A 23412-nucleotide genomic window follows, 5' to 3' on the forward strand; every position below is an offset into this window, starting at 1 on the left:
TTGATTTTATGACTATCCCTTTAGCACACCAACTAAAAATGCAGTAAACAAAAGGATAATTGAGCACCATACGCCAAGAACTTTAAGTTCTGTATAGCCACTGTTTTTGTGGTGTGTCAGCGGGATGACCACATTTTTTGTATCTCTTTCCCCGCCATCGTCAGGGGAAAGCGATACTCGACCCTATCGGGACTTTTCACTTGACATTGAATAGCTTCACATATTCGCTCTGGTTTTCTATAACGCCGAAAGCGCGGGCGCGCATGAATATTTTGGTAGCCCAGTTGGTGTGGGGGCGTATCTCGTTCATCTTATTGCCGCCCGAACCCTTTACCACGCCGCCCTGAGTGTTTCCGAGTATCATGCAGGCATCATCGTATTCCTCTTTTGTAACAGCCATCAGCGCATTTACAAAGCGCACATGTGTGGGGTGAATGACAGTCCTGCCCACGAAACCGTTTGCCTTATCGAGAATGACCTCTCTCAGCAGACCATCGACCTCGTTATTAACTATGGTCTGCCGTTTGAACAGGTAGTCTTCAAGGCTGTGGGAGGGGAGTTCTTCAAACATCAGTTCTTTCGGTGCGCGGAAGTACTCCCACACGGGACCCGAAATGACATAGTCGTTGTTGCGCCCGCAGATGTTCATGATATCGGCAAGGCATTCGCGGACGGTCATAATATCGTATATGGAATAATCTACCCCTCGCCTTACGCCGAACACCGATGAAAAGTCAGTGCCGCCGACCCTTACCTGCAAGACGAGGTCGTGGTACTTGTCGAGTATGCGTTTTATGCCCAGCAGTTCGGTGATGCGGCTTTCCTTATAGGCAACTTCGGGGTCTTCGATGATGGGCATGCCGTATAGTGTATCGCCCAGCACTTCGCTCAGACCTTTGAGGTAAGCGAAGTATTCGTAGCCGTTTTCGGCGTTGAATTTCGGGAAATTTATGCCGCACAGTGACTTTGCCTTATGCTTGTCAAGTCCTTTTGCAAAGTGCCTGAACTGTTCAAGATTGCGTATGCGCACGAATATCAGCGGCACGCGGTCGGGATCGAGAGTGCCGTTCTCAACAGCATCGGTGACAGTATCAAGCAGATGATAGACATTTTTCTCGGCGGCTTCAACGCTGTCTTCGGGACATGCGTCCTCAAAGCACAGCACGACTGTGGTAAGACCGGGCATCGAACCGTTGAGTATCTTCGGCGTGAAGTTTTTAGTGCCGGGCATGTACATGGTAGCGCCCAGACAGTATTGCAGAAGTTCTCTGTCTGTGTACTTATCGAAACTTTCGGGTTCACGGACGAATTTGAAATCGGGGTTATAGAGATGGTGTTTCATAGTATTTCCTTTCAATTTTATCGGATATGCTTTGATTATATCATCAATGGGGGAATATGTCAACAATTTCTCACGGCATGGCTTCTGCTGACTTGCGGGGGAAGGCTTAGTTTGCATCTTATTGGCATTGTGTACTTTCGTTTTATTGCTGGTTTTTCTCTTTTTATGGACTGCCTCCCCTCCCTCCCACCCGCAGATCATCGTCCCTTGAACTATTGACAGCCTATTGCGGTGGACAGCGCCACGACCGCCGAAAACGCTGTCGCTGTCCGGCAAATATCACGCAGGCAATTCGCTTCCAGCACACAGAAAGAGCGCGGACGAGAGTTTCGTCCACGCTCTTATCTCTGCAAATTGCCTGCTAATTATGGTCGAAGGCTTTGACCTCTTACTGTCTGTCACATTGTTCGCCCAAAAGGATAGCGAGTATCGTTTCTTTGCCGTTCCCCGATTGAGGGCGCTGCCCTCAAACTCCCGCAAGCCCTCTGGCGGCGGGCTTGACCGACCGCTTTGACTCGCACACAGCTTTGTGTTCTTACTCCGCTTTGTCCGCGTCATGTTTTGCGCTTTTTCCGCCTAAAACGCCATTCTTTCGGTCATGTCAATAATTATGAATTATGAATTATGAATTATGAATTACTAAGCCCCGTGTTTTCGGCAGATCTTAATTTGGTAAAGGTGATGCTTCGCATATCAAGTCCGCCAAGACCAAAATGCAGTCGGAAGATGGTGTATCTTGAGAATAGAGGCATTTCATCTATGGTGAAGGTGACAGGTTCGCCGCCTGTGCCGTTCCAGGTGAATGTGCCCCATGCCGTGCCCATGCTGAATACGGTGACAGGCATCTGCGCTAACTCGCTCTGTGTCGAACTTGCGGTTATCTCCATGCGGTACTGACCCAGCTGTGTGACATCAAGGGTAAAGCTGTAGTCAAGGTTTCTCGCAGTTTTAACAGCGGTCATGTCGATGGTCAGTCCGCCGTCAAGGGTGAATACCCTCTCAGCCGCACCGTCATCGACAGTTTCGGCAGGTTTGTTTATCACTTCGACTGTTTCGTCACTGCCTGTCACACGCTTCATGGCATGCGTGCCGAGAATAAAGGAAAGCACGTTCCTCGCCGCACGCTGGAGTTCAGCGCGTCTAAGTTCGCCATTTTCAAGGGAAGCCGCCACATTGTCGGTGTGCTTGCCGCCGTCAGCGCAAACCATGTAGACATCGTTCTGTGCCCTTACCATCGCGGCGAAGTTGTCCTTGTCAGGTTTACAGCCCCTGTCGTTGATGTTTGCCCACCAGTCGGTCATGGTAAAGCCTGTAAAGCCCCACTCGTGGCGGAGTATCGTGGTGTTCAGGTCGATGCTTCCCGCAGTCCACAGGTCGTTGACCTTGCCGTAGGTGGTCATTATGGACTTTGCGCCGCCCTCTTTGACAGCTATCTCAAAGCCTCTCAGGTATATCTCCCTCAGCGCCCTTTCGCTGACTGCCGAGTCAAGGAAATGCCTGTTTGTTTCCTGATTGTTGCCGCAGAAATGCTTTATCGTGCCCTCAACGCCGACACTGTGCAGACCTTTCAGTTCTGCCGCCGCCATTTTGCCCGTGAGGAACGGGTCTTCCGAGAAATACTCGAAGTTTCTGCCGTTCAGCGGGTGACGGTGTATATTCATTCCGGGACCCAGCAGGCAGTCTACCTTGTTGGCACGCATCTCAAGACCCGTCATCGTGAACAGTTCAGTCAGCAGCGGCTTGTTGAAGGTTGCCGCGATAAGTGTGCCGTTGGGCAGGCTGAAAGCCTTTGTGCCAACATCAAGGCGCATGCCCGAAGGTCCGTCCGAACAACAGCCCGCAGGCACTTTCCGTTCAGCAAGCCTGTCTGAAACACCGCCGAAAGCCGCCGCCGTACCGGGTGTGACCTTAGGCGAACACATTCCCTCACCGCGCACAAGGCAGTTGAGGTCATTGTCATCAAGCTGTGCGATGAAGCTGTCAAGGTCGTTCCTGCCCTCAGCCACATCGGCAAGTGTGATGCCCTTGTCACCAGACTGTGTTATCTCTTCGGGCATGAACTGAAGTCTTCTCGCCTTTTCGTCCACCTTTGACATGGGAACTTTTTTGTACGCAAGACCGTTTTCGGTGCGCACCATGCGCTCAAACTCAGTCACAGGTGCAAGTGCCTGTTCAAGCTGTTCTATGACGATATCTTCCGCCGCCGTGAAGCTGTATACTTTCTTTGCAGACCTGACATCACTGCCCGCATAGATGTTATACTCTCCCGCTTCCATCACCCATGCGTAAGCGCCGCTGTCATCGTATGAAGCCATACTGCGGCTGTCAATGTCAATATCGAGCGTACACTCTTCGCCTGCCGCCAGCAGGGGAGTTTTCTCAAACCCGCACAGCACTCTTGCCGCCTTGCCCAGCCTGCCGTTCGGGGCTTCGATGTATACCTGCACGACTTCCTTGCCCGCGCAGCTGCCGATGTTTTTCACTTTAGCTGTGAGTTTTACCCCCTCAGCACCGCCGACTGCTTCCGCAGTTATCTCAAAGTCGGTGTAGCTTAGTCCAAAGCCGAAAGGATAGCGCACCTTGTCTTTGGCGAAAGTTTCAAAGTACCTGTATCCCACGAAGATATCTTCGGCGTAGAAATTGCGGTCACGGTCATGGAAATTCTTGTCAGATGGGTAGTCAGCAATATCGAACGCTATAGTATCGGGCAGTTTGCCGCTGGGCGAAACTTCTCCCAGCAGTACCTTAGCCGCACCTGTGCCGCCCGTCATGCCGCCCTGCCAGAGGTACATCACACCATCGGGCGAGAATTCGTCCACAAAGCCCATGTCGATGATATTGCCCACATTCAGCAGAACAGCCATTTTCTTAAAGTGCTTCCTGACAGTGCGAAGCATATCCTTTTCGGCATCGGTCAGCAGATACGAACCCGCTTTACAGCTGTTGTCCTGTTCTTCGCCCGCAGTCCTGCCTATCACGCAAAGCGCGGCATCGGAAGTTTCAGCCGCCTCAGCCGCCAGTTCGTCACTAAGCGGCATCTCCTGCTGACACCAGGGTTCGCCGCCCCAGCCCTCGCCGTAGTCGTAGGGGTGTTCAGCCACCCAGTCACGGTAGGTCTTAAGGACTTTTCCGTTCAGCTTTGCGCCCGCCTCCAGCAGACCGTCAACTATGCCCGTCACCTTAGCCACGTTGACCATTCCGCCCGAACCTGTGCCGCTTTTGTAGTAGTCCAGCTGTATCCGCCCGAAAACGGATATCTCGCTGTTTTTGTCCAGCGGCAGAACGCCGTCATTTTTCAGCAGTACAGCGCCCTCAGCGTTGACCTCTGCGGCTTTTTCGAGATATTTGTTCCAGTCGAGTATTGCCATAGGTTTTCCCCCCTATAATTCTAAACTTTCTATTGTTGATAATTGCATAGCACCGCCCGCCGCGAAATAGGTCACAGCGGAACAGCTTTGCTTTTATTTACTCGGTCATCCCGCTGACACACCACAAAAACAGCGTTCTTACAGAACTTAAGGTGGCTGCTGCATATTCTTTTTTACCGCTTTTTCAGCCGTTGTGCCGACATAACAGCGAACGTTCATTATTATGCCCGCTGAAAGGCTGTTTATAGCAATCCGCCTTATAATTCAGACAAAATCCAGTCACAAGACCCATAAATCCCAGCTTTTGCGACTGGATTTTGTGAATTTAAAAAGTTGGATTGCTATAGTCCGCTGTTTCAGCGTGATGACCATATTTCTGCTTATTCGGGGAATGCGATCCTCGGCAGATAGGAGATTATATCCTCTTTCATGCGGATAACTTCTCTTCTTGCGGCTTTTGCGAAATCGTGTTCATCGCACTCTTCTTTCTTGTATGCGCACATAACACCTCTCGAAGAGTTTACTATCGCGCCAAGACCGTTCTTGTCAAAGCCCTTGCTGACACCCTCAGCGCCGCCGCCCTGTGCGCCGTAACCCGGTACAAGGAAGAATGTGTGAGGCAGTGCCGCCCTCATCTCAGCCAGCTGTTCGGGATATGTTGCGCCCACAACTGCACCGACACCGCTGTAGCCGTATTTGCCCATGACCTCAGTGCCCCACTTCTCGCACATGTCGCCCATTGTGGCATATACGGTCTTGTCGCCTATTTTAAGGTCCTGAAGTTCGCCCGATGACTTGTTTGAAGTCTTTACCAGCACGAAGATGCCCTTGTCATACAGCTTGCACTGTTCCAGCAGAGGGTTTATGCCGTCCGAACCCAGATAGCCGTTTACAGTCAGCGCATCAGCACCGAAAGCCTCTATCTTCTCGCCGCCCACATCAGTCAGACCCAGATGCGCCGCCGCATAAGCCTCCATAGTTGCGCCGATGTCGTTGCGCTTGCCGTCAGTCATTACGAACATGCCTTTTTCCTTAGCGTACTGAATGGTCTTGTAAAGTGTCTTAACGCCCTCGTAGCCGTACATCTCGTAGTAAGCAGCCTGCGGCTTTATAGCGGGGCAGATGTCGTGTATCTCATCTATGATGCACTTGTTGAACTCCAGTATAGCCTTAGCCGCCGCTTTCAGTGTGCGGTCATATTTCTTGAACTTCTTTTCCTTGATGAATTCGGGCACATACTCCAGCTTAGGGTCAAGTCCTACCACCGAAGGGTTCTGTGTTTTAACTATGTTTTCAATAAGTCTGTCCATTGACATGTCAAATTCCTCCTTGGTTCAATTATTTCCGTTGTATATTGGTGATGAGCTCAGTACGGATATATCCCCACCTTTTCGCAGGGAAAAGAGAACCTCACCATATCTCCGATATTTATCCTGCCGCGTTCGCTCACTGCAAGCATTTCAAGCCCGTCAGGGGAAAAACGCAGATACAGCACCGCACCGTCCCCGTCCTCTTCTATATCCTCGCATACCGCCGTAAATGTGTCCGTGGTGCCGTCGGTCGAAAATGAAGCACGCTTACCCTCAACAACGGCTATCTCGGTTATATCCGTATCTTCATTCCCGCCGAATGTGAACTCTATCCCGTAAGTGCCGTCCTTTATCGGCGCCTCATCGAAGTGCCATATGCCGCACACTTTCCCAAGTCCGTTACGGGCAGTTACTATCGTACTGCCGTTTACCTCCTTCACATCTGTAAGGAAAACGTTCATCACAGCACCTCTTTCAGCCTGCCGTCATCGGGGTCGCACCAATGAGGTATGCCCATTTCGTCCGGCAATGCTTCAATCCCGTCAAGCAGATATCTCATCTCAAATCTGCGGTACTCAGCCACACGTTCAAATTCTCCGCTCTCAAACACTGCCCAGAACATTGCAGGCAGTTCCGCCCCGCGAAAAAAGCTGTCGATGCGTCTGTCGTTCTGCGCCTTTATGAATGCTTCCATGACCTCAGCTTCGGGTATGTGAGGATAATGGATAAAGCCCTCCTACGAACAGCACATAGCCTTTCCGACTATAACGCATTCGGCATGGTCAAAAAGGTATCTGCCGCCATTCTCCTGCGCCGGCAGATGGAAAGCCGTTATCATAAGTGCCGTATACTCACCTCAGCGTGGTGTTATCGGGCAGGTTTTTCTGCGTGCTTTCGCTGTCTGTGTGGTTCATATTGTTCAATTCGTTGAGATACCCGCCTGTTATTATGCCCGATGGCAGAGCGATTATCGCAATGCCGAACAGTGATGACAGCATCGTGACCACCCGTCCAAGTGTCGTTGTGGGGTAGATGTCGCCGTAGCCCACCGTTGTCAGCGAAACTGTCGCCCAGTAGACCGCGTCAAAGAAATTCCCGAAAGAATCAGGCTCGACATTGAATATTACCAGCGCCGAAAGCATTATGTAGGCGCACGCGAGTGTCGCCACAGCGGTCAGCGCCTTGTGTTCACGTTTCAGTACGTTCACCAGTATCATCAGGTTTTTTGAATACCTGAGCATCTTCGCCGCCCTGAATACCCTGAAAGTCCTTGTCAGCCTGAGTATTTTAAGCAGTCTGAAACCGTCGTTGAGAAACGAGAAAAACGGCAGTATCGCCAGCAGGTCTATCACCGCCATCGGCGTGAACGGGTAGATGAAAAACGCCGCAGGTGCTTTTATTTTCAGTTTCAGGTCAGCTGTGATGAAGCGCAGTATGTAATCGACCATGAATATCACCGTCGAAACAAGGTCAATGACCTCGAATGCGGTGTTCGTAGACTTGAAAGCCAGCGGCACAAGGCTTATGACTATCACGAAAAGCATCACGCCGTCATAGATGTCGCTTGCCTTGTTCTCTTCACTGATGACTTCGATTATGTCGAATAGTTTCTTTCTCATTTTATCTCCGACCTGCGTATAAACATTCTCCCCGCCGCAGCAGGGAGAGTTTTCTTTTATATTTGTTTTTTACGAACAGTCCGTCACAGGCTGTATACTACCTTGCCGCGACAAATGGTGTACATATTCCGTCCCCTCAGATGTTCTCCCTTGAACACTGTGTTCTTGCTCTTTGAGTTCAGTTCTTCGGGTATTACTTCCCACTCATAGTCGGGGTCGAATATACAGAGGTCGCATCTTTCACCGACAGCTATCTTTATCGGTTCAAGACCCAGTATCTTTCTGGGATTGACACTCATTACCTCTACCAGCTTGTCAAGGCTCAGTTTGCCTGTGTGGTACAGCTGTGTCAGCGTCACTGCCAGCGAAGTTTCAAGCCCCACAACGCCGTTGGGCGCTTTCTCAAAATCAGCCTTTTCCTCAGCCGAATGCGGTGCGTGGTCGGTGATTATGCAGTCGATAGTGCCGTCAAGCAGTGCTTCTTCGACAGCCTGCCTGTCTCGCTCAGTCCTCAGCGGGGGCGACATGCGGTAGTCTGCATCGCGGCTGAGAAGTTTTTCGTCAGTGTAGGTGAAGTAGTGCGGCGCGGTTTCGCAGGTGACTTTCACGCCGTCACGCTTTGCCGCCCTTATGATATTCACCGAACCCCATGTGGAAACGTGGCAGATGTGTATGCGTGCATCACAGCTCATCGCGAGGGTTATCTCGCGGGCGGTTATGCTGTCCTCGCTGGCTCTGTCCATACCTTTTACGCCCAGCTTCTCGGAAACTTCGCCCTTGTTGATTATACCGCCGTTGATTATCTTAAGGTCTTCACAGTGCGATGTGATGATAAGCCCGTTGACGTTTGAAAGTTCCAGCGCCCGACGCATCAGCTCTGCATTCTCGACAGGTCTGCCGTCATCTGAAATAGCGGTGATGCCTGCCTTTTTCAGCGCTTCATAGTCGCACAGTTCTTCGCCCTTCATGCCCTTTGTGACAGTTGCGTAGGGTATAACATCTATGCCTGTCTTTTTCGCCTTGTCAAAGACATACTCCACCAGTTCGGGCGAGTCGATGGGCGGTTTGGTATTGGGCATGCAGGCAACCCCTGTGAAACCGCCTGCCTTAGCCGCATTCGCGCCCGTGATGATGTCCTCTTTGTAGGTCAGTCCCGGGTCACGGAAATGTACGTGCATATCGAACAGACCGGGCACTGCACAAAGCCTGCCCTTGCCGTCGATGACTCTTGTTTTTTCCTCAGGTTCAATATCTGCGCTGATGGCGGTTATCACACCGCCATCGACTGCTATATCCGTAATGCTGTCCAGCCCGCACTGAGGGTCGCAGGCGCGGACATTTTTTATAAGTATCTCCATTATCTCCTGTTGTTCATTCTCTGTTCTGCCTTTTCGTCACCGTTGAATTCCTTAACGGTTCTGGTCCATTTACAGTAGTAAACATCTTCGTCATCATTTGACATGATGAACTTGCAGGAACCCTCTGCGTTCATGATCTCCTCACGTTCAGTGCTGGACAGGAAAGTCCAGCCCTTGTCACTGTAAGGCTCATCTACCTCCAGATCCCTGTAGGTTATCTCTGCGAACAGCTTGAGTTTTTCGCCCATGTCGTAGGACTCATCTCTCTCCTTGTTGGGCATGATAAGCAGTTTGATCTTGCCTGCGTCCTCATTTACCTTGAAATAGCCCTCTGCATAGACATGGTCTTCATCACTCAGCTGTACCATCTTGAACTGACCGCTCTGGTCAAAGTAGAACTTCATGTCCTCATCTTCATCTGTCCAGTAGCCTAGTATCAGCTTTCTTGAATCACTGCCTTTTTCCTGACTGGGCTTGCTGAACACATATGTGCATACGAATATTCCGCACACCACGAAGATGACGAACAATACGCCCAGAAAACCTGAGATAAACTTCTTCATGTCAAATTCCTCCGTTTCATTTTATAAGATATGTTTTTACTTTATTTCCAGCACCGCACCTCTGTTGGCAGAAGTTACCAGTGAAGCGTAGCGTGCAAGATAGCCTGTCTTGATCTTAGGCTCTCTGGGAGTCCACTTGCTTCTTCTCTCAGCAAGGACTTCGTCTGAAACCTTAAGTTCGATGCTGTGAGCATTGATGTCGATGGCGATGATGTCGCCCTCTTCTACCAGTGCGATATTGCCGCCCAGCGCAGCTTCGGGGGATACGTGACCGATAGCCGCACCTCTTGTGGCGCCGCTGAAACGTCCGTCGGTTATCAGTGCAACTGTCGAGCCAAGACCCATGCCCTGTATAGCAGAAGTCGGGTTGAGCATCTCTCTCATGCCGGGACCGCCCTTAGGACCTTCATACCTGATGACAACGACATCACCGGGAACTATCTTGCCGCCGCGAATAGCAGTGATAGCCTCTTCCTCGCTGTCGAACACCCTTGCAGGACCTTCGTGCTTGAGCATTTCGGGAGCAACTGCCGATCTCTTTACAACGCAGGTATCAGGTGCCAGATTGCCCTTAAGTACAGCGATACCGCCGTTAGGCATGAACGGGTCATCGATAGGTCTGATTATTGAAGTATCCTTATTTACGATGCCTGCGATATTCTCAGCAACAGTCTTGCCTGTGCAGGTCATGCAGTCGGTGTAGATCAGATCCTTCTTAGCAAGTTCGTTCAGCACTGCATAAACGCCGCCTGCCTCGTTGAGATCTTCCATGTAGGTGTGACCCGCAGGTGCCAGATGGCAGAGGTTCGGTGTCTTCTCGGAGATCTCATTTACCAGTTCGAGGTTCAGGTCGATGCCGCACTCGTGAGCGATAGCGGGCAGGTGGAGCATCGAGTTAGTCGAGCAGCCCAGTGCCATATCAGCCGCGATAGCGTTTTTGAAAGCCTTTTCGGTCATGATATCGCGTGGACGGATATTCTTTTTCAGCAGTTCCATTACCTGCATACCCGCCTGCTTAGCCAGCTTAAGTCTTGCAGAGTAAACAGCAGGTATGGTGCCGTTGCCCCTCAGACCCATGCCCAGCACTTCGGTCAGGCAGTTCATGGAGTTTGCAGTGTACATGCCCGAACAGGAGCCGCATGACGGACATGCCTTGTCCTCAAATTCCTGTACATCGTCCAGTGTGAAAGTGCCTGCGTTGTAAGAGCCTACAGCCTCGAACATGCTTGAAAGGGAAGTCTTCTTTCCCTTTACGTGACCTGCCAGCATCGGACCGCCCGAAACGAAAACGGTAGGTACATTTACTCTTGCCGCAGCCATCAGCAGACCGGGTACGTTCTTGTCGCAGTTGGGCACCATTACCAGCGCATCGAAGTGGTGCGCCAGCGCCATGCACTCGGTAGAGTCAGCTATCAGATCCCTTGTCACCAGCGAATACTTCATGCCCTGATGACCCATAGCGATACCGTCGCATACAGCGATAGCGGGGAATACCACAGGTGTGCCGCCTGCCATCGCAACGCCCATCTTTACAGCATCAACGATCTTGTCGATGTTCATGTGTCCGGGTACTATCTCGTTATAAGATGAAACGATACCTACCAGTGGTCTTTCCATCTCTTCCTTAGTCATGCCCAGTGCATTGAACAATGACCTCTGAGGGGCTTTATCAACACCCTCGCAAAAATAGTTGTTTGACATAATGATTACCTTCTTTATAAATATTTTATCACCAATGGTGAAATCTTTTTTACTTTATCTTTTTTATAGGACTGCCCGCCTGCCACAGCAGCACACCGCCCATGAAGAAAAGCGGCAGGCTGTACAGCCAGTAGTATTTCCTTTTGGTCATATCCTTGCATTTTATCACGTAAGGCGGTATGGTGTCGCTGTTTATCTCACCTGTCACATAGTACTGATAACAGAGGTATGAATAATCCTTCTGCCAGTTGTCAAGACATTTTTCCATGAGCTTTTTCTCTGTCTTGCTGCATTTTGTGACTATGCCCTCGAACTCTGCGTTCACGCTCTCGCCGCTGTTGGTGGGTGAATTGCCTGTCATCACCTGATAGTAAAAATCAGGATATAGGAACTGATCCAGCAGCAGGCAGACAAATTCTTCCTTTTCGGTACCCAGCGGTATCAGCACGTAAGATGCGTATGCCTCATCGGAAGTTTCCTCCGATACAGTGGTGCAGATATCCAGCGGTTCGTTTATGGTGGTGTTGTCTGTAGCGTCGGGGTTCGGCATGAAGCCGCGTACAACGTCCGATATAGTGCCTTTGACATACATGCCGCTCTTGATATCCTCCGCTTTCAGCTTTGATATATCGTGCGGATGTGTGCTTTTATACATCATCACCAGTCCTGCCGCCAGCACAGCTATGCCTGCGGCGAGTGCAGCTGCACCTACCTTGTGCAGCAAATTCAGCTTCAGCTTCAATTCAATATCATCCCATTCTGTCAGACTTGCCCGCCGTTGTCATCATCTTCGTGAACGGCGTCTTCGGGTTCGACCTCGACTATCTCTTCGGTGGGTTTGCCCTTCTGTTCGGCTTTGCGCTTTGCGATGATATCTTCGCCGCTGAGAACGCTCTTCACCGTGTCGACAGTGCGCGAGGCATCTTCTTTGAGCCTGCCGCTGCCGACATATTCTTTTGCATTTCTCACAGCCTCGCTCGCCTTTTCCTGTATATTTCCGTTTGCGACAAAGTCCTTGGTCTTCTGCACTGCCTTGCCCGCGCCCTCAGTCAGCTTTCCGCTGCCAACGAATTCTCTCGCAGACCTCACAGTCCTGTCAGCATCGTCTTTCAGTCTGCCGCTCTGCACATATTCCCTCACAGGTGCGACCGTTTTGTCGATGCCCTCTTTCAGCTTGCCGCTCTCAACGTATTCTCTGGCGTTTTCTGCGGTAGCTTTTATCTTGTCTTTCAAGCTCATTTTTTCAGCCTCGCTTTCTGTATATCCTTTTGTTTTTGGTGACCTTCCCCCGCGCACCCGTCAGCATGCGTGCGTTAAAGTCAGCTTTATCTTTATTACGGTCATCACGCCGATACATCGTACCGAAAAGCCTTCAGTTTGCAGTCATCTTTTTCCCGCCGCAGGCAGGGTAAAGAAAACATCTCTGTGACCGTTCCTTATCATGCCTTTATATTATGCTTATTTGTTGAGACCCAGGAATGCCGCACCGATTATGCCGGCATCGTTGCCCAGCTTTGCTATGACTATCTCGGTGTTCTTCTCGGAATTTCTTGTGTAGACTTCCTTAGCTACCTGCTCTTTGAGCGGCAGCAGCAGAGGGTCGCCCTCGTTGCATACACCGCCGCCGATGCACAGTATATCGGGCTGGAAGATGTTTATGGTGTTCGCGATACCGCAAGCCAGATACTTTATGTAGTCATCAACGACCTGCTTAGCAGTGGCATCGCCCTTTCTCATGGCGTTGAAAGCAGTCCTTGCGGAAACCTTGCCATGTTCGTCAGCCTCAGCGTGCAGTGCGCTGGCGGGGTCTTTCTCCATAGCTTCCTTAGTCATTCTGATAAGACCCGTTGCGGAAGAATAGACCTCAAAGCAGCCTCTTCTGCCGCAGGTACACTGAGGACCGTCAACATTTATAACTGTGTGACCTATCTCAGCACCCGCAAAGTTGAAGCCCGAATATATCTTCTTGTTGATGATTATGCCGCCGCCGACACCTGTACCCAGTGTGATGCACACAGCATCGTTGGCACCCTTAGCCGCACCTGCAACGAACTCACCGTAAGCCGCAGCGTTAGCATCGTTCTCAACATAGCATGGCTTGTCGATGTGTGTCTTCATCAGTTCAACAACAGGGAAGTTCAGAAATCCCAGATTGTTTGAATACTCGATAACTCCTGTTTCAGAGTTTGCAGTACCGGGTGTGCCGATGCCCACAGCTTCGATGTCATCAAGTGTCAGTCCTGCCTCCTTGACAGCTTCCAGCGCTACTTTTGCCATATCAGCGCATATCTCCTCGCCTGGACGTGGCAGGTCGGTCTTGCAGGTAGCCTTTGCTACTATCTCAAAATCCTCGCTGACAACACCCGCCTTGATGTTAGTGCCGCCGAGATCGATACCAATGTAATACTTCATTTTCCTTTTCTCCTTATACCTTATAAATAGATTTTACCCGCGCCCGATGTACAGCCCTGCCGCATCAGCAGGCGCAGGAAATTATACAGTAAATGACATGTGACCCTGACTATAGCGCCCCATGCTTTTTATATATCAGACTTCGTCTATCCTTGTCAGCACGAAACGGCACTTGCCCTCAACGGTAAATCTGCCTGTTCCTGCCGAAATGAATATGCTGTCGCCCTTTTTAGCCGTAACTTCGCCGTCAGCCTTTACCACAGGCTCACCCTCCAGCACCAGCAGGCTCACGAACGAACTTTCATCTGCCGTGAATTCAGCCTTTTCAGCCACATCAACGCGGTAGGTGGTGAAGTATTCGCACTTCGCCATCAGCTTCTTTTCAGCGCCGTCCTCGCTGACAACAGGTGTATCGGGATACTGCTCGGCAGGTGCCAGCTTTGTGACATCTTTCGCCTTGTCAACGTGCAGTTCTCTAGGCTTGCCGTCCTTGCCGACTCTGCCGTAGTCGTAAATGCGGTAGGTGGTGTTGGAATTCTGCTGTATCTCAGCGATAAGTATGCCCTTGCCGATTGCGTGCAGTGTTCCCGACTTTATAAAGAACACATCGCCCTTGTGTACAGGCACATTGTTTGTGACCTCCAGCAGAGTGTTGTCAGCGATCCTCTGCGCGAACTCTTCCTTGCTTATCTCGTGCTTGAAACCGTAGAGCAGTTCAGCACCCTCGTCACAGTCCACCACATACCACATCTCGGTCTTGCCGTACTCGCCCTCGACCCGCATCGCGTAGTCGTTGTCGGGGTGTACCTGCACCGAAAGGTTGTCCTTTGCATCTATCAGCTTTATCAGTATCGGGAAATTCTCAAACCTCTCACAGTTTTTGCCCAGTACTTTTCTGCCTGCCTTTTCGATATACTGTTCAAGGGTCAGCCCCGCGAACTCGCCATCAGCCACAACGCTTGCGCCGTCCTTGTGGCAGGAAAGCTCCCAGCTTTCCGCGACCTTGTCATAGTCGCAGTCCTTGCCGTATTCATCTCTCAGTCGTGTGCCGCCCCAAAGGTAATCCTTGAAAGCGGGCTTAAGTTTAAAAATAGCCATTCTATTTACCCCTTTTCCATTCCTTGCGAAACTATAGCAATCCGCCTTAAAATCCAGACAAAATCCAGTCACAAAACCCATAAATCCCAGCTTTTGCGACTGGATTTTGTGAATTTAAAAAGTTGGATTGCTATAATCGCACTCTTTATAATAATAGCATAATTTCGGTATTTAGTCAATATTTTTTCGCTATTTTCTGCGGCTGAAATTTAATGAACGTTCTGCACAAAAAGTCAGCCGCGATGTTGTGTACAGTATCTATACTGTTTGAAATGGCAGAAACATCAGCGCCGGAAACACTTCCCGCGCCATTTTTTGTTAAAGTGCTGTACTGTCTGCTGTGAATTTTGTGTATATTGATGGTTGCTATCATTTGTGAAAAAGTGTATAATTAGAATGACTAAATGTGAAATTTTTGTGCAGTCTTTCGGGCGGAAGAATTTTAGTAATATATTTTACACAAACTCGGGGGAATAATATGAAGCTGACATATAAAAAAATGATATGCACTTTTCTGGCGATGCAGGCATCTGCCTGTATGACGGCGGCACCCGTCGGGGCAGAAGTCTGTCCTGCGGCGCAGGAAAGCGTCTGTGTGCTGACAGCTGACAAGCCCGTCATTCAGGGCGAACTTGTAATGCTTGCGGCAGAAGAGTCTGAAAAAGACAAAAAGAGCGAACATAAGTCAACGCTGAAAGAGCAGACAAAAAGCAAGTGGCAGATATTCGCATGTCTGGGCGGGGGCGTGCTGGTGGTCATCGCGGTGATAAGTCTGCTGGCGGACAAGAAAAAGAAATAGCTGATAATGCAGGAGGTGAACACCATGAAAAAAGCAGTATTTATGGCGGCTCTGGCAGTTTTTCTCGCGGGCTGTGCCGCTGAGGGTGACAATAACGTTTCAAAATATGAAAGCAGTTCGGCATCGGCAGAAACAAAAGCCGAAGACCGCATAGATAACAGGTTCTATGTTGAAGACAGCGGCGACGGATATGTGACATATGTTTCGGGTGACGGCAGGCTGAAAGAGCGGCTCGATTACCGCTGGGACGGTGAAGATGTGAAGTACCGCTATTCGCTGACCAACTGTACCGACGAAAGACTTGAGATAGATAACGAGCACTGCACTATGTCGCTCAGTTTCAACAACAGCGAAAAGTGTTTCCCGATATACATCAACCCCGACCTTGCGCATGATGGGTTCGATGCGGGCGAAACGCGGGAACAGCGTTCTGAAAAAGAAATGGGCTGCCCTCTGCATATCGCTGATGCGGACGAAGTCAATGTCTGGAACGAAAGCGGAGGGAATACGCTTTGGCTTTCGGCGCAGGGCAATGTTATCATCGTTGACGGCGATGAGCAGACAAAATATTCCTTCCCCGAATTTGGTTCGGATGACTGCTTCAAGTTCAGCATCGATGTACAGTAGACCCAAGTAAATGCTTTCGGGAAAAGTTCAGAATTATGTACCAAATTGTTACAGAAAAGTTAAAGTTGCGGCGGGCTACTTGCAATTGTGACGAAATTGTAGTATAATACATTTGTAAGGTTTTAACAGATTACCAAGCCATCGGCAACTCATTTTTGGAGAACATTCTCGGAAAGAAGCGTATAACTATGGAAAAGACTTTTTTCATCAGGCGGTCAGCTTCAGGTGACGGTGTTCCTGCGCCTGTGTATGACAGGTTTCAGCGCATTGAAAAACTCAACCTGCTGGTCGAAAGCGGCTGGGCGATAAAGGATTTCAAATGCGATGCTGACGAGGAATACTTCATTCTTGAGAAGGCAGATAACTGAGATCAAGGGGGAAAGCCCGAAAAGGCTCTTCCCCCTTTTTGTATAGGCGTATCTTGCGGCGGAACAGTCGGCAGGTGCGCGAAAAAAATTACGAGCAGGAGGCATAAAATATGGATATGACGGTCATGAACAAGATAAGCTACGGATTATATGTGCTGACGGCGAGGTGCGGAAACCAGTACAACGGCTGTATCATCAACACGCTGTCACAGGTGACAAGTTCACCGAACCGCGTTTCGGTGACGGTCAACAAGGGCAATTTCACCGAGTATATGATAAGGTCAAGCGGAAGATTCAATGTTTCGATGCTTGATGAAACTGCGGACTTCTCAGTGTTTACACACTTCGGTTTCGTCAGCGGCAGGTGGGAGAACAAGTTTTATGACTATCCCCTGACTTTTGCCGATAACGGTCTGCCGATAGCCGAAAAAGGCGCGTGCGCTTACATCTGCTGTGAAGTGGTGCAGACTATCGACCTCGGAACACACACCATGTTCATAGCTGATGTTATGGACGGTGCGGTCATGTCCGACAACGCCCCGATGACTTATGCGTACTACCACGCAAATGTCAAACCGAAGCCTGCGGCTAAGGCTGAGAGCAAGACTGTCGGTGAAAGATGGGTATGCAATATATGCGGCTATATCTACGAGGGCGCACTGCCCGCAGATTTCGTCTGTCCGCTGTGCAAACACGGCGCGGCTGATTTCTCGCCCATAGACGAGAACGGAAATGTCATAGCGCAAAAGCCCTCAGCCGAAGAAAAAGCTGAAAATTCGGGCGATGCAAAGTGGGTGTGCAAGGTTTGCGGCTATGAATACGAGGGCGACCTCCCCGAAGATTTTGTATGTCCCGTCTGCGGGGTGGGCACTGATGAGTTTGAAAAACTCAGCTATAGCGATCCAACTATTTAAATTCACAAAATCCGGTCGCAAAAGCTCGGATTTATGGATTTTGTGACCGGATTTTGTCTGAATTTTAAGGCGGATCGCTATGGTGCGGCGCAATAATCGGTCAGCTAAAAGCAAATCGGCGCTTGACTTTTGCCGCGCCGATGGGTAAAATAGAAAGGAAGAGTGAAATGGATTGTCCAAAATGCGGTGACGGTATGACCGCAGGTGTTCTGATGGGCGGGCGTGACGGCATTTATTGGTTTTCAAAGGAATACCGAAAAAAACACGCCTTCGCGCCTGTGACGAAAAAGGCGAAAGAAGAGGCGGGCATGTTCGCCATAAGGTCGGGTGACGGCATCTTCACCCCGAATGAAGATTTTTATGTCTGCAAAAAGTGCGGCTTGATGACGGCTGAACTTCCCAATATAAAGGAGGCGGCTGAAAGTGAGTAAATGTACGGAATGCGGCGGCGAAGTCTTTGTTAAGGCTCTCCTCAGCGGTGAGGAGGGGGCGCTCATATACAAATACTACCCCGAAAATGATACGGTCGAGCATTATGCGCGGTACGACCTCAGCTGCCGCGAATGTGCGGGCTGTTCTCAGAAAGACCGACCTGTGCTCATCGCAAGAGAGGGCGGCGGCGACCCGAAAACGCTGGCAGACACGCTGGCGGGCGAGGGCATAGCTTTCGGCAGATGCCCCGAATGCGGCGGCAGGCTGATAAAGGATATGGCAGGCATGGGCAGTGCGGGAAATCTTCTGAAAAAGTTTGCCGCACAGGGTTTTCCCTACAGCTTTGCGCTGTTTGACCTGTGTGCCGACTGCGGGCGCATATACGATGTGCGCGAGAAACTTATGGGGGTGTGAAGATGAACGCTGAACTGAAAAAAGAGATAATGGCGGTGCTGGCTGACAAGCAGACAGGCATCGACCCGACCACGTTGAGTGATGAAGACCTGCGTACCTACATAACGCTGATGTCGCTGAAAAACGAACATAAAAACCACAAAATGGAGTACGCGGTGGAAACCGTCCGTGACCGTGACAACGGCGGCGCAGACGAGTCCGCACTGGCAGATGTGCTGGCGATGTACGGCGAAAAAGGCTGGCGGCTGAAATTCTGCTTTACCGATGAGGTGGGCGTAGAAAGCCACAGCGCAACAGTCGCAGGCTACACCACAGGCACGAACGCCACGATAAACGAGATCGTGCTGATCTTTGAACGCCGCGTGGAATGAATTATTATAACAGGAAATATCCGCGTCTAAAAAAATTTGATTACGGTAAATCGGGTTATTATCATGTGACGATATGTACAATAAAAAGATTGCCGATATTATCAAAAATCAAGTTAGAAAAACGTTCTGATGGTGTAGGGTGGGGGCTTGCCCCCACCTCTGCTGACCACGCAAGTGTTGTTTTGTCACCTCTTGGTGCAATTGCTGAGGAACAATTGATGGCTTTGGCGGAACGTTTTAAAGGCATAACGATCGTCAGATATGTGATAATGCCCGATCATATCCATATATTGATAGGCATTGACAATAAGGTGGGGGCAAGCCCCCACCCTACCCTGATAGATGTCGTTCGCACATATAAATCGTTTGTAACACGAATCTGTAACGAACGCTCAAACAAAAAGGGACGCGTAATATTTCAGCGGTCTTTTTATGACACCGTGATATGGAACGAAGAACAGCTTCAACAGGTGAGTGAGTATATTTCCCGAAATCCTGACAGATGGGCAGCAAATACCGAACGTTTCGGCAAAAATAAATATCTATATATAAAGGAGTAATAACTATGGCATATGTAATAGGCGTTGACTGCGGTACCAGCGGTACCAAGACGGTGCTGTTCGATGAAAAGGGAACAGTGGTGGCTTCAAAGACCATCGAGTACCCAATGTATCAGCCGAAAAACGGCTACGCTGAACAGGACCCCGCTGACTGGGCAGGCGCGATGGTCAACACCATCAAGGCTGTAATGGCGCAGAGCGGCGTGAACAAGAATGATGTCAAGGGCATCGGCATTTCTGGACAGATGCACGGTCTGGTAATGCTGGATAAGGATAACAACGTGCTGAGAAAGTCCATCATCTGGTGCGACCAGAGAACCGCAAACGAAGTCGCATGGATGAACGAACATGTGGGCGAGAAGAAACTCATCGAGATAACCGCCAACCCCGCCCTGACAGGCTGGACTGCGGCAAAGATACTCTGGGTGAAGAACAACGAGCCTGAGATATATTCAAAGGTCGCACATATTCTTCTGCCTAAGGACTACCTGCGCTTCGTGCTGACGCATGAGTATGCCACCGAAGTTTCCGATGCTTCGGGCATGCAGCTGCTCGATGTTCCCAACAGAAAGTGGTCTGACGAACTGCTGAGCGCTTTCGAGATAGACAAGAACTGGCTGGGCAAGGTACACGAATCCTGCGAGATAACAGGCACTCTCACAAAAGCTATGGCTGACGAACTGGGACTCAACGAGGGCACTATCGTTGTGGGCGGCGCAGGCGATAATGCTGCTGCTGCCATCGGTACAGGCGTTTGCGAAGACGGCAAGGCGTTCACCACCATAGGCACTTCGGGCGTTGTTTTTGCCCACACATCGGGCATCGCCATCGACCCTAAGGGCAGAGTACACACCTGCTGTGCGGCAGTACCCAACAGCTGGCATGTTATGGGCGTTACTCAGGGCGCAGGTCTGTCACTGAAATGGTTCAGAGATAACTTCTGCAATCCCGAAAAGGAAACTGCAAAGTATATGGGCGTTGACGAGTATTATTTGATGGACAAACAGGCTGAAACTGTCCCTGTTGGCGCAAACAGACTGCTCTACCTGCCTTACCTGATGGGCGAGCGCACACCTCACCTTGACCCGAATGCAAGAGGTGTGTTCTTCGGTCTTTCCGCTATGCACACCAAAAAAGAAATGCTCCGCGCTGTTATGGAGGGTGTAAGCTACTCTCTGCGTGACTGCGTTGAGGTGTTCCGCGAGATGGATATAAACGTTTCCGACATGATGGCTTGCGGCGGCGGCGGAAGTTCACCGCTGTGGCGCTCTATGCTGGCAGACCTCTACAATTGCCCCGTAAAGACCGCATCTTCAAAGGAAGGTCCCGCACTGGGCGTGGCTCTGCTTTCGATGGTCGGCGCAGGCATTTACTCAAGTGTCCCCGAGGCTTGCAAGGCTGTCGTTGCGACCGACAAGATACAGCAGCCCAACGCCGAAGCAGTCCCCGAATACGAGAAATTCTATCAGCTTTACCGCGAGATATACCCCGCACTCAAAGCACAGTTCGCAAAACTGGCACAGCTATGATAATATCTGCCCCCGCTATGTCGGGGGCATTTTTATTATATCACGATATGGTAGTCCGGCTTTCGGTGCAAAAATAAATATCCCAATTTGGTTGTGTATTGTTCCACCGCCGAAGGCGGGGGAAAAATACGAAAGAACAGCCATTTTGTATCATCAGCAATACACATCAAAATTGGAAGAAATAAATTTGAAATATGACTATCCCTTTAGCACACCACCGCAAAATACCTTTATCAATGAGGAAAAACTGAGTTGATGTTATCTTTCCGCCCCTCGCCCTTGACATCATCTTTGCTATGTGTTATATTATATCGGGCAGGCGGCAAAGTGCCTGCAAATGCAGTTTTCGGAGGTAATTATGGATATTGTTTTCGACATCGGCAAAGTGCTGATAGATTTTGATTTTGAAGATTTTGTGCGCGGGATAGTCAGTGAGGACTGCGCCGACATCGTAACAAAAGCGATGTGGGGAAACCCGAACTGGATAGAACTTGACAGGGGAGTGTGGTCGGTTGAAGAAGTCCTGCAAAAGTTCATCGCAGAAGCCCCCGACCACGAATGGGAGATACGCCATGTTTTCTCGCAGATAGGTAAGATACCTCACCCGAAAGATACCACCATACCCATGATAGAAGAACTGAAAAGGCGCGGTCACCGCGTTTTCTTCCTGTCAAACTACTTTGAGTTCCTTATACACGCCGCACCCGATGCGCTCAGATTCACGCGGTATATGGACGGCGGCATCTTCTCCTGTAACGAGAAAGTCGTCAAGCTCGATGCCGAGATCTATTCCCGCCTTTGCGAAAGATACGGCATATCAAAGGATAACTGCGTGTTCATCGATGACAGCCCGAAGAATATCAAAGGCGCGAATGACTTCGGAATACGCGGCATACTCTACACAGGGCAGACACCTCAGCAGTTGTTTGAAGAGATAGGTGTGTGAAAATATCACGGTACATATCAACTTGTAATATGGTGGAAATTTGTATTGAAATACAGCAATAATCGGTCAGAAGAACTGCCCGATATGTCTTGCAATCTGTCATGCTCGGTGGTAAAATATATATAAAATATACCGTCTGAGGAGTTGACAATATGTTAAGGATAGCTAATACCGAAAACGGAAAGGTACGCGGTCTGCCTGCCGCTGACCCAAGAATAACATCTTTCAAGGGCGTGCCTTTTGCCGCACCGCCTGTCGGTGAGAACCGCTGGCGCGCACCTCAGCCCTGTGCTGACTGGCAGGGCGTGCGTGAATGTTTTGAGTTCGCCCCCATCTCCATGCAGGACAGACCGGGCGTGGGTACAGATATCTACTGCCGTGAATGGCATGTTGACCCCGATATACCCATCAGCGAGGACTGCCTCTACCTGAATATCTGGACGAACGCCAAGTCAGCCGATGAGCGCAAACCTGTGCTGGTGTGGTTCTTCGGCGGGGGATTTCAGTGGGGCTATACCTCCGAGATGGAGTTTGACGGCGAACGCCTTGCAAGGCGCGATATCGTGGTGGTGTCGGTCAATTACAGGCTGGGCGCGTTCGGCTTTATGGCGCACCCTCAGCTTACTGAGGAACAGCCCGATGCCCCGTGTAATTTCGGCAGTCTTGACCAGCAGGCGGGACTCAGATGGGTGCGCCGCAACATCGCGAATTTCGGCGGCGACCCCGATAATATCACCATAGCAGGTCAGTCGGCGGGCGGCGGAAGCGTCATGGCGCAGATGGCTTGCAAAGAAAATGCAGGCGATTTCAAAAAAGCAGTCGTTATGAGCGGCATGTTCGGCAGTCCCTACGATGTCAACAGCTTTTTCATTCCCCAAAGCCTTGAAGAAGCAGGAAAAAAGGGCGAGCGCCTGTTTGAATACATGGGTGTCAGCACCCTCGAAGAAGCCCGCAGACTTGATGCCGACTTTATCCGCCAAAAGTATTCCGAACTGAGGAATAAAGGCGAGATGTTCTTCACCATCGTGCAGGATAACAAGTTCAGCACAGGCGACCCGATGGCGGCTTTCAAAAACGGCACAAGGAACCGCGTCCCCGTCATGGCGGGCAATACAGGTGACGAGTTTATTGAGTTTCTCCATGCCGATAACGAAGAACAGCTTGAAGCACTGGCGGCAGACTGCTTCGGTGATGTGTCTGACGATTTTCTCGCTTTCCCCGAAGCACATAAGACCTGCGGCGGCGGCTTCGCACCCGTTTCAGCCCCCGAACTCGGCGTAAAATCGGCATATCTTGCAGAGGATAAACTCCCCGACAGCCGCCCCTGCTACTATTACAGGTTCGTTCCCGATATACCGGGCGACGATCACCCGGGTACTTTCCATTCGGTCGATCTGTGGTTCTTCTTTGAAACTCTCGCCAAGTGCAGCCGCCCCTACGAGGGCAGGCACTACGACATCGCCCGACAGATGTGCGATTACTGGGCGAATTTCATCAAAACGGGCGACCCCAACGGCTTTGACATCAACGGCAATAAACTACCCGAATGGCGATGCTACACCGACAGCGACCGCGCCGAGATGGAATTCACCCCCGACGGCGCAAAGCCCGCGACCGAGAACAGCGCTTTCACGAGATTTCTGCTTGATAATATGAAATAAAAGGCAAAAAGGAGGATATT

The 23412-nt window shown here is 50.4% G+C and carries 24 protein-coding genes; 11 read left to right on the forward strand and 13 right to left on the reverse strand.

All coding sequences use genetic code 11. The features are described 5' to 3' along the window. Positions 1 to 196: 196 nt before the first annotated feature. The 13 genes from CUS_RS16930 to manA form a co-directional block, all read right to left on the reverse strand. Positions 197 to 1342, reverse strand: a complete 1146-nt coding sequence (locus CUS_RS16930) for an HpcH/HpaI aldolase/citrate lyase family protein (RefSeq protein ID WP_037277823.1) — start codon at positions 1340 to 1342, stop codon at positions 197 to 199. Positions 1343 to 1971: 629 nt separating this feature from the next. After that, positions 1972 to 4710: a glycoside hydrolase family 3 protein gene (locus CUS_RS16935; protein WP_002852979.1), complete on the reverse strand. Its 2739-nt coding sequence runs from the start codon at positions 4708 to 4710 to the stop codon at positions 1972 to 1974. 380 nt (positions 4711 to 5090) lie between these two features. Beyond that, positions 5091 to 6026, reverse strand: a complete 936-nt coding sequence (pyrF, locus tag CUS_RS16940) for an orotidine-5'-phosphate decarboxylase (RefSeq protein WP_002852907.1) — start codon at positions 6024 to 6026, stop codon at positions 5091 to 5093. Positions 6027 to 6076: 50 nt separating this feature from the next. Next, the gene (locus CUS_RS16945; protein ID WP_002852946.1) at positions 6077 to 6481 is read right to left on the reverse strand and encodes a hypothetical protein; all 405 of its coding nucleotides are present in this window, start codon (positions 6479 to 6481) and stop codon (positions 6077 to 6079) included. Then, positions 6481 to 6714 (reverse strand): hypothetical protein, encoded by a 234-nt coding sequence (locus tag CUS_RS16950; RefSeq protein ID WP_002852883.1) that lies wholly within the window; start codon positions 6712 to 6714, stop codon positions 6481 to 6483. The genes CUS_RS16945 and CUS_RS16950 overlap by 1 nt, the downstream gene beginning before the upstream one ends. A gap of 157 nt (positions 6715 to 6871) precedes the next feature. After that, positions 6872 to 7639 (reverse strand): ion transporter, encoded by a 768-nt coding sequence (locus CUS_RS16955; RefSeq protein ID WP_002853080.1) that lies wholly within the window; start codon positions 7637 to 7639, stop codon positions 6872 to 6874. A gap of 83 nt (positions 7640 to 7722) precedes the next feature. Further along, on the reverse strand, positions 7723 to 8997 hold the full coding sequence (locus CUS_RS16960) for a dihydroorotase (RefSeq protein WP_002852894.1): 1275 nt from the start codon (positions 8995 to 8997) through the stop codon (positions 7723 to 7725). Then, a complete protein-coding gene (locus tag CUS_RS16965; RefSeq protein WP_002853037.1) occupies positions 8997 to 9560 on the reverse strand; it encodes a hypothetical protein in 564 nt (187 codons plus the stop codon). Before CUS_RS16965 ends, CUS_RS16960 begins: the two co-directional genes overlap by 1 nt. A gap of 36 nt (positions 9561 to 9596) precedes the next feature. After that, complete coding sequence (gene ilvD / locus CUS_RS16970; protein WP_002852718.1) at positions 9597 to 11261, reverse strand: dihydroxy-acid dehydratase; 1665 nt, start codon at positions 11259 to 11261, stop codon at positions 9597 to 9599. 49 nt (positions 11262 to 11310) lie between these two features. Then, positions 11311 to 12003 carry a hypothetical protein gene (locus tag CUS_RS16975; RefSeq protein ID WP_002852940.1) on the reverse strand — a complete coding sequence of 231 codons (693 nt, stop codon included), beginning with the start codon at positions 12001 to 12003 and terminating at the stop codon, positions 11311 to 11313. Positions 12004 to 12023: 20 nt separating this feature from the next. Beyond that, complete coding sequence (locus CUS_RS16980; protein WP_002853114.1) at positions 12024 to 12500, reverse strand: hypothetical protein; 477 nt, start codon at positions 12498 to 12500, stop codon at positions 12024 to 12026. Positions 12501 to 12719: 219 nt separating this feature from the next. Then, entirely contained in the window at positions 12720 to 13673 is a 954-nt protein-coding gene (locus CUS_RS16985) for an ROK family protein (protein ID WP_002853054.1), read from the reverse strand. 135 nt (positions 13674 to 13808) lie between these two features. Beyond that, entirely contained in the window at positions 13809 to 14771 is a 963-nt protein-coding gene (gene manA, locus CUS_RS16990; RefSeq protein ID WP_037277826.1) for a mannose-6-phosphate isomerase, class I, read from the reverse strand. 478 nt (positions 14772 to 15249) lie between these two features. On the opposite strand from manA, the gene CUS_RS16995 reads away from it, so the two are divergent. The 11 genes from CUS_RS16995 (at position 15250) to CUS_RS17045 (ending at position 23392) form a co-directional block, all read left to right on the forward strand. Further along, a complete protein-coding gene (locus tag CUS_RS16995; protein WP_002852724.1) occupies positions 15250 to 15570 on the forward strand; it encodes a hypothetical protein in 321 nt (106 codons plus the stop codon). A 24-nt stretch (positions 15571 to 15594) separates the two neighbouring features. Beyond that, complete coding sequence (locus CUS_RS17000) at positions 15595 to 16197, forward strand: hypothetical protein (protein WP_002853097.1); 603 nt, start codon at positions 15595 to 15597, stop codon at positions 16195 to 16197. 188 nt (positions 16198 to 16385) lie between these two features. Further along, a complete protein-coding gene (locus CUS_RS17005; protein WP_037277828.1) occupies positions 16386 to 16565 on the forward strand; it encodes a hypothetical protein in 180 nt (59 codons plus the stop codon). Positions 16566 to 16675: 110 nt separating this feature from the next. Further along, positions 16676 to 17479, forward strand: a complete 804-nt coding sequence (locus tag CUS_RS17010) for a flavin reductase (RefSeq protein WP_002853024.1) — start codon at positions 16676 to 16678, stop codon at positions 17477 to 17479. Between the two features lie 167 nt (positions 17480 to 17646). Then, entirely contained in the window at positions 17647 to 17910 is a 264-nt protein-coding gene (locus CUS_RS17015; RefSeq protein WP_002852879.1) for a PF20097 family protein, read from the forward strand. Beyond that, entirely contained in the window at positions 17903 to 18325 is a 423-nt protein-coding gene (locus CUS_RS17020; protein WP_002853109.1) for a hypothetical protein, read from the forward strand. Before CUS_RS17015 ends, CUS_RS17020 begins: the two co-directional genes overlap by 8 nt. Positions 18326 to 18327: 2 nt before the next feature. Beyond that, positions 18328 to 18696 carry a DUF4177 domain-containing protein gene (locus CUS_RS17025; protein ID WP_002852753.1) on the forward strand — a complete coding sequence of 123 codons (369 nt, stop codon included), beginning with the start codon at positions 18328 to 18330 and terminating at the stop codon, positions 18694 to 18696. Further along, the gene (locus tag CUS_RS17030) at positions 18693 to 19256 is read left to right on the forward strand and encodes a transposase (RefSeq protein ID WP_002853025.1); all 564 of its coding nucleotides are present in this window, start codon (positions 18693 to 18695) and stop codon (positions 19254 to 19256) included. Before CUS_RS17025 ends, CUS_RS17030 begins: the two co-directional genes overlap by 4 nt. Before the next feature lie 5 nt (positions 19257 to 19261). Beyond that, on the forward strand, positions 19262 to 20785 hold the full coding sequence (xylB, locus tag CUS_RS17035) for a xylulokinase (protein WP_002852918.1): 1524 nt from the start codon (positions 19262 to 19264) through the stop codon (positions 20783 to 20785). Between the two features lie 358 nt (positions 20786 to 21143). Then, the gene (locus tag CUS_RS17040) at positions 21144 to 21731 is read left to right on the forward strand and encodes an HAD family hydrolase (protein WP_037277829.1); all 588 of its coding nucleotides are present in this window, start codon (positions 21144 to 21146) and stop codon (positions 21729 to 21731) included. 152 nt (positions 21732 to 21883) lie between these two features. Then, positions 21884 to 23392 carry a carboxylesterase/lipase family protein gene (locus CUS_RS17045; RefSeq protein WP_002852739.1) on the forward strand — a complete coding sequence of 503 codons (1509 nt, stop codon included), beginning with the start codon at positions 21884 to 21886 and terminating at the stop codon, positions 23390 to 23392. The last annotated feature ends 20 nt before the right edge of the window (positions 23393 to 23412 follow it).

Source organism: Hominimerdicola alba 8, from assembly GCF_000178155.2.
In the GTDB taxonomy this organism is placed as follows: Bacteria; Bacillota; Clostridia; order Oscillospirales; family Ruminococcaceae; genus Hominimerdicola; species Hominimerdicola alba_C.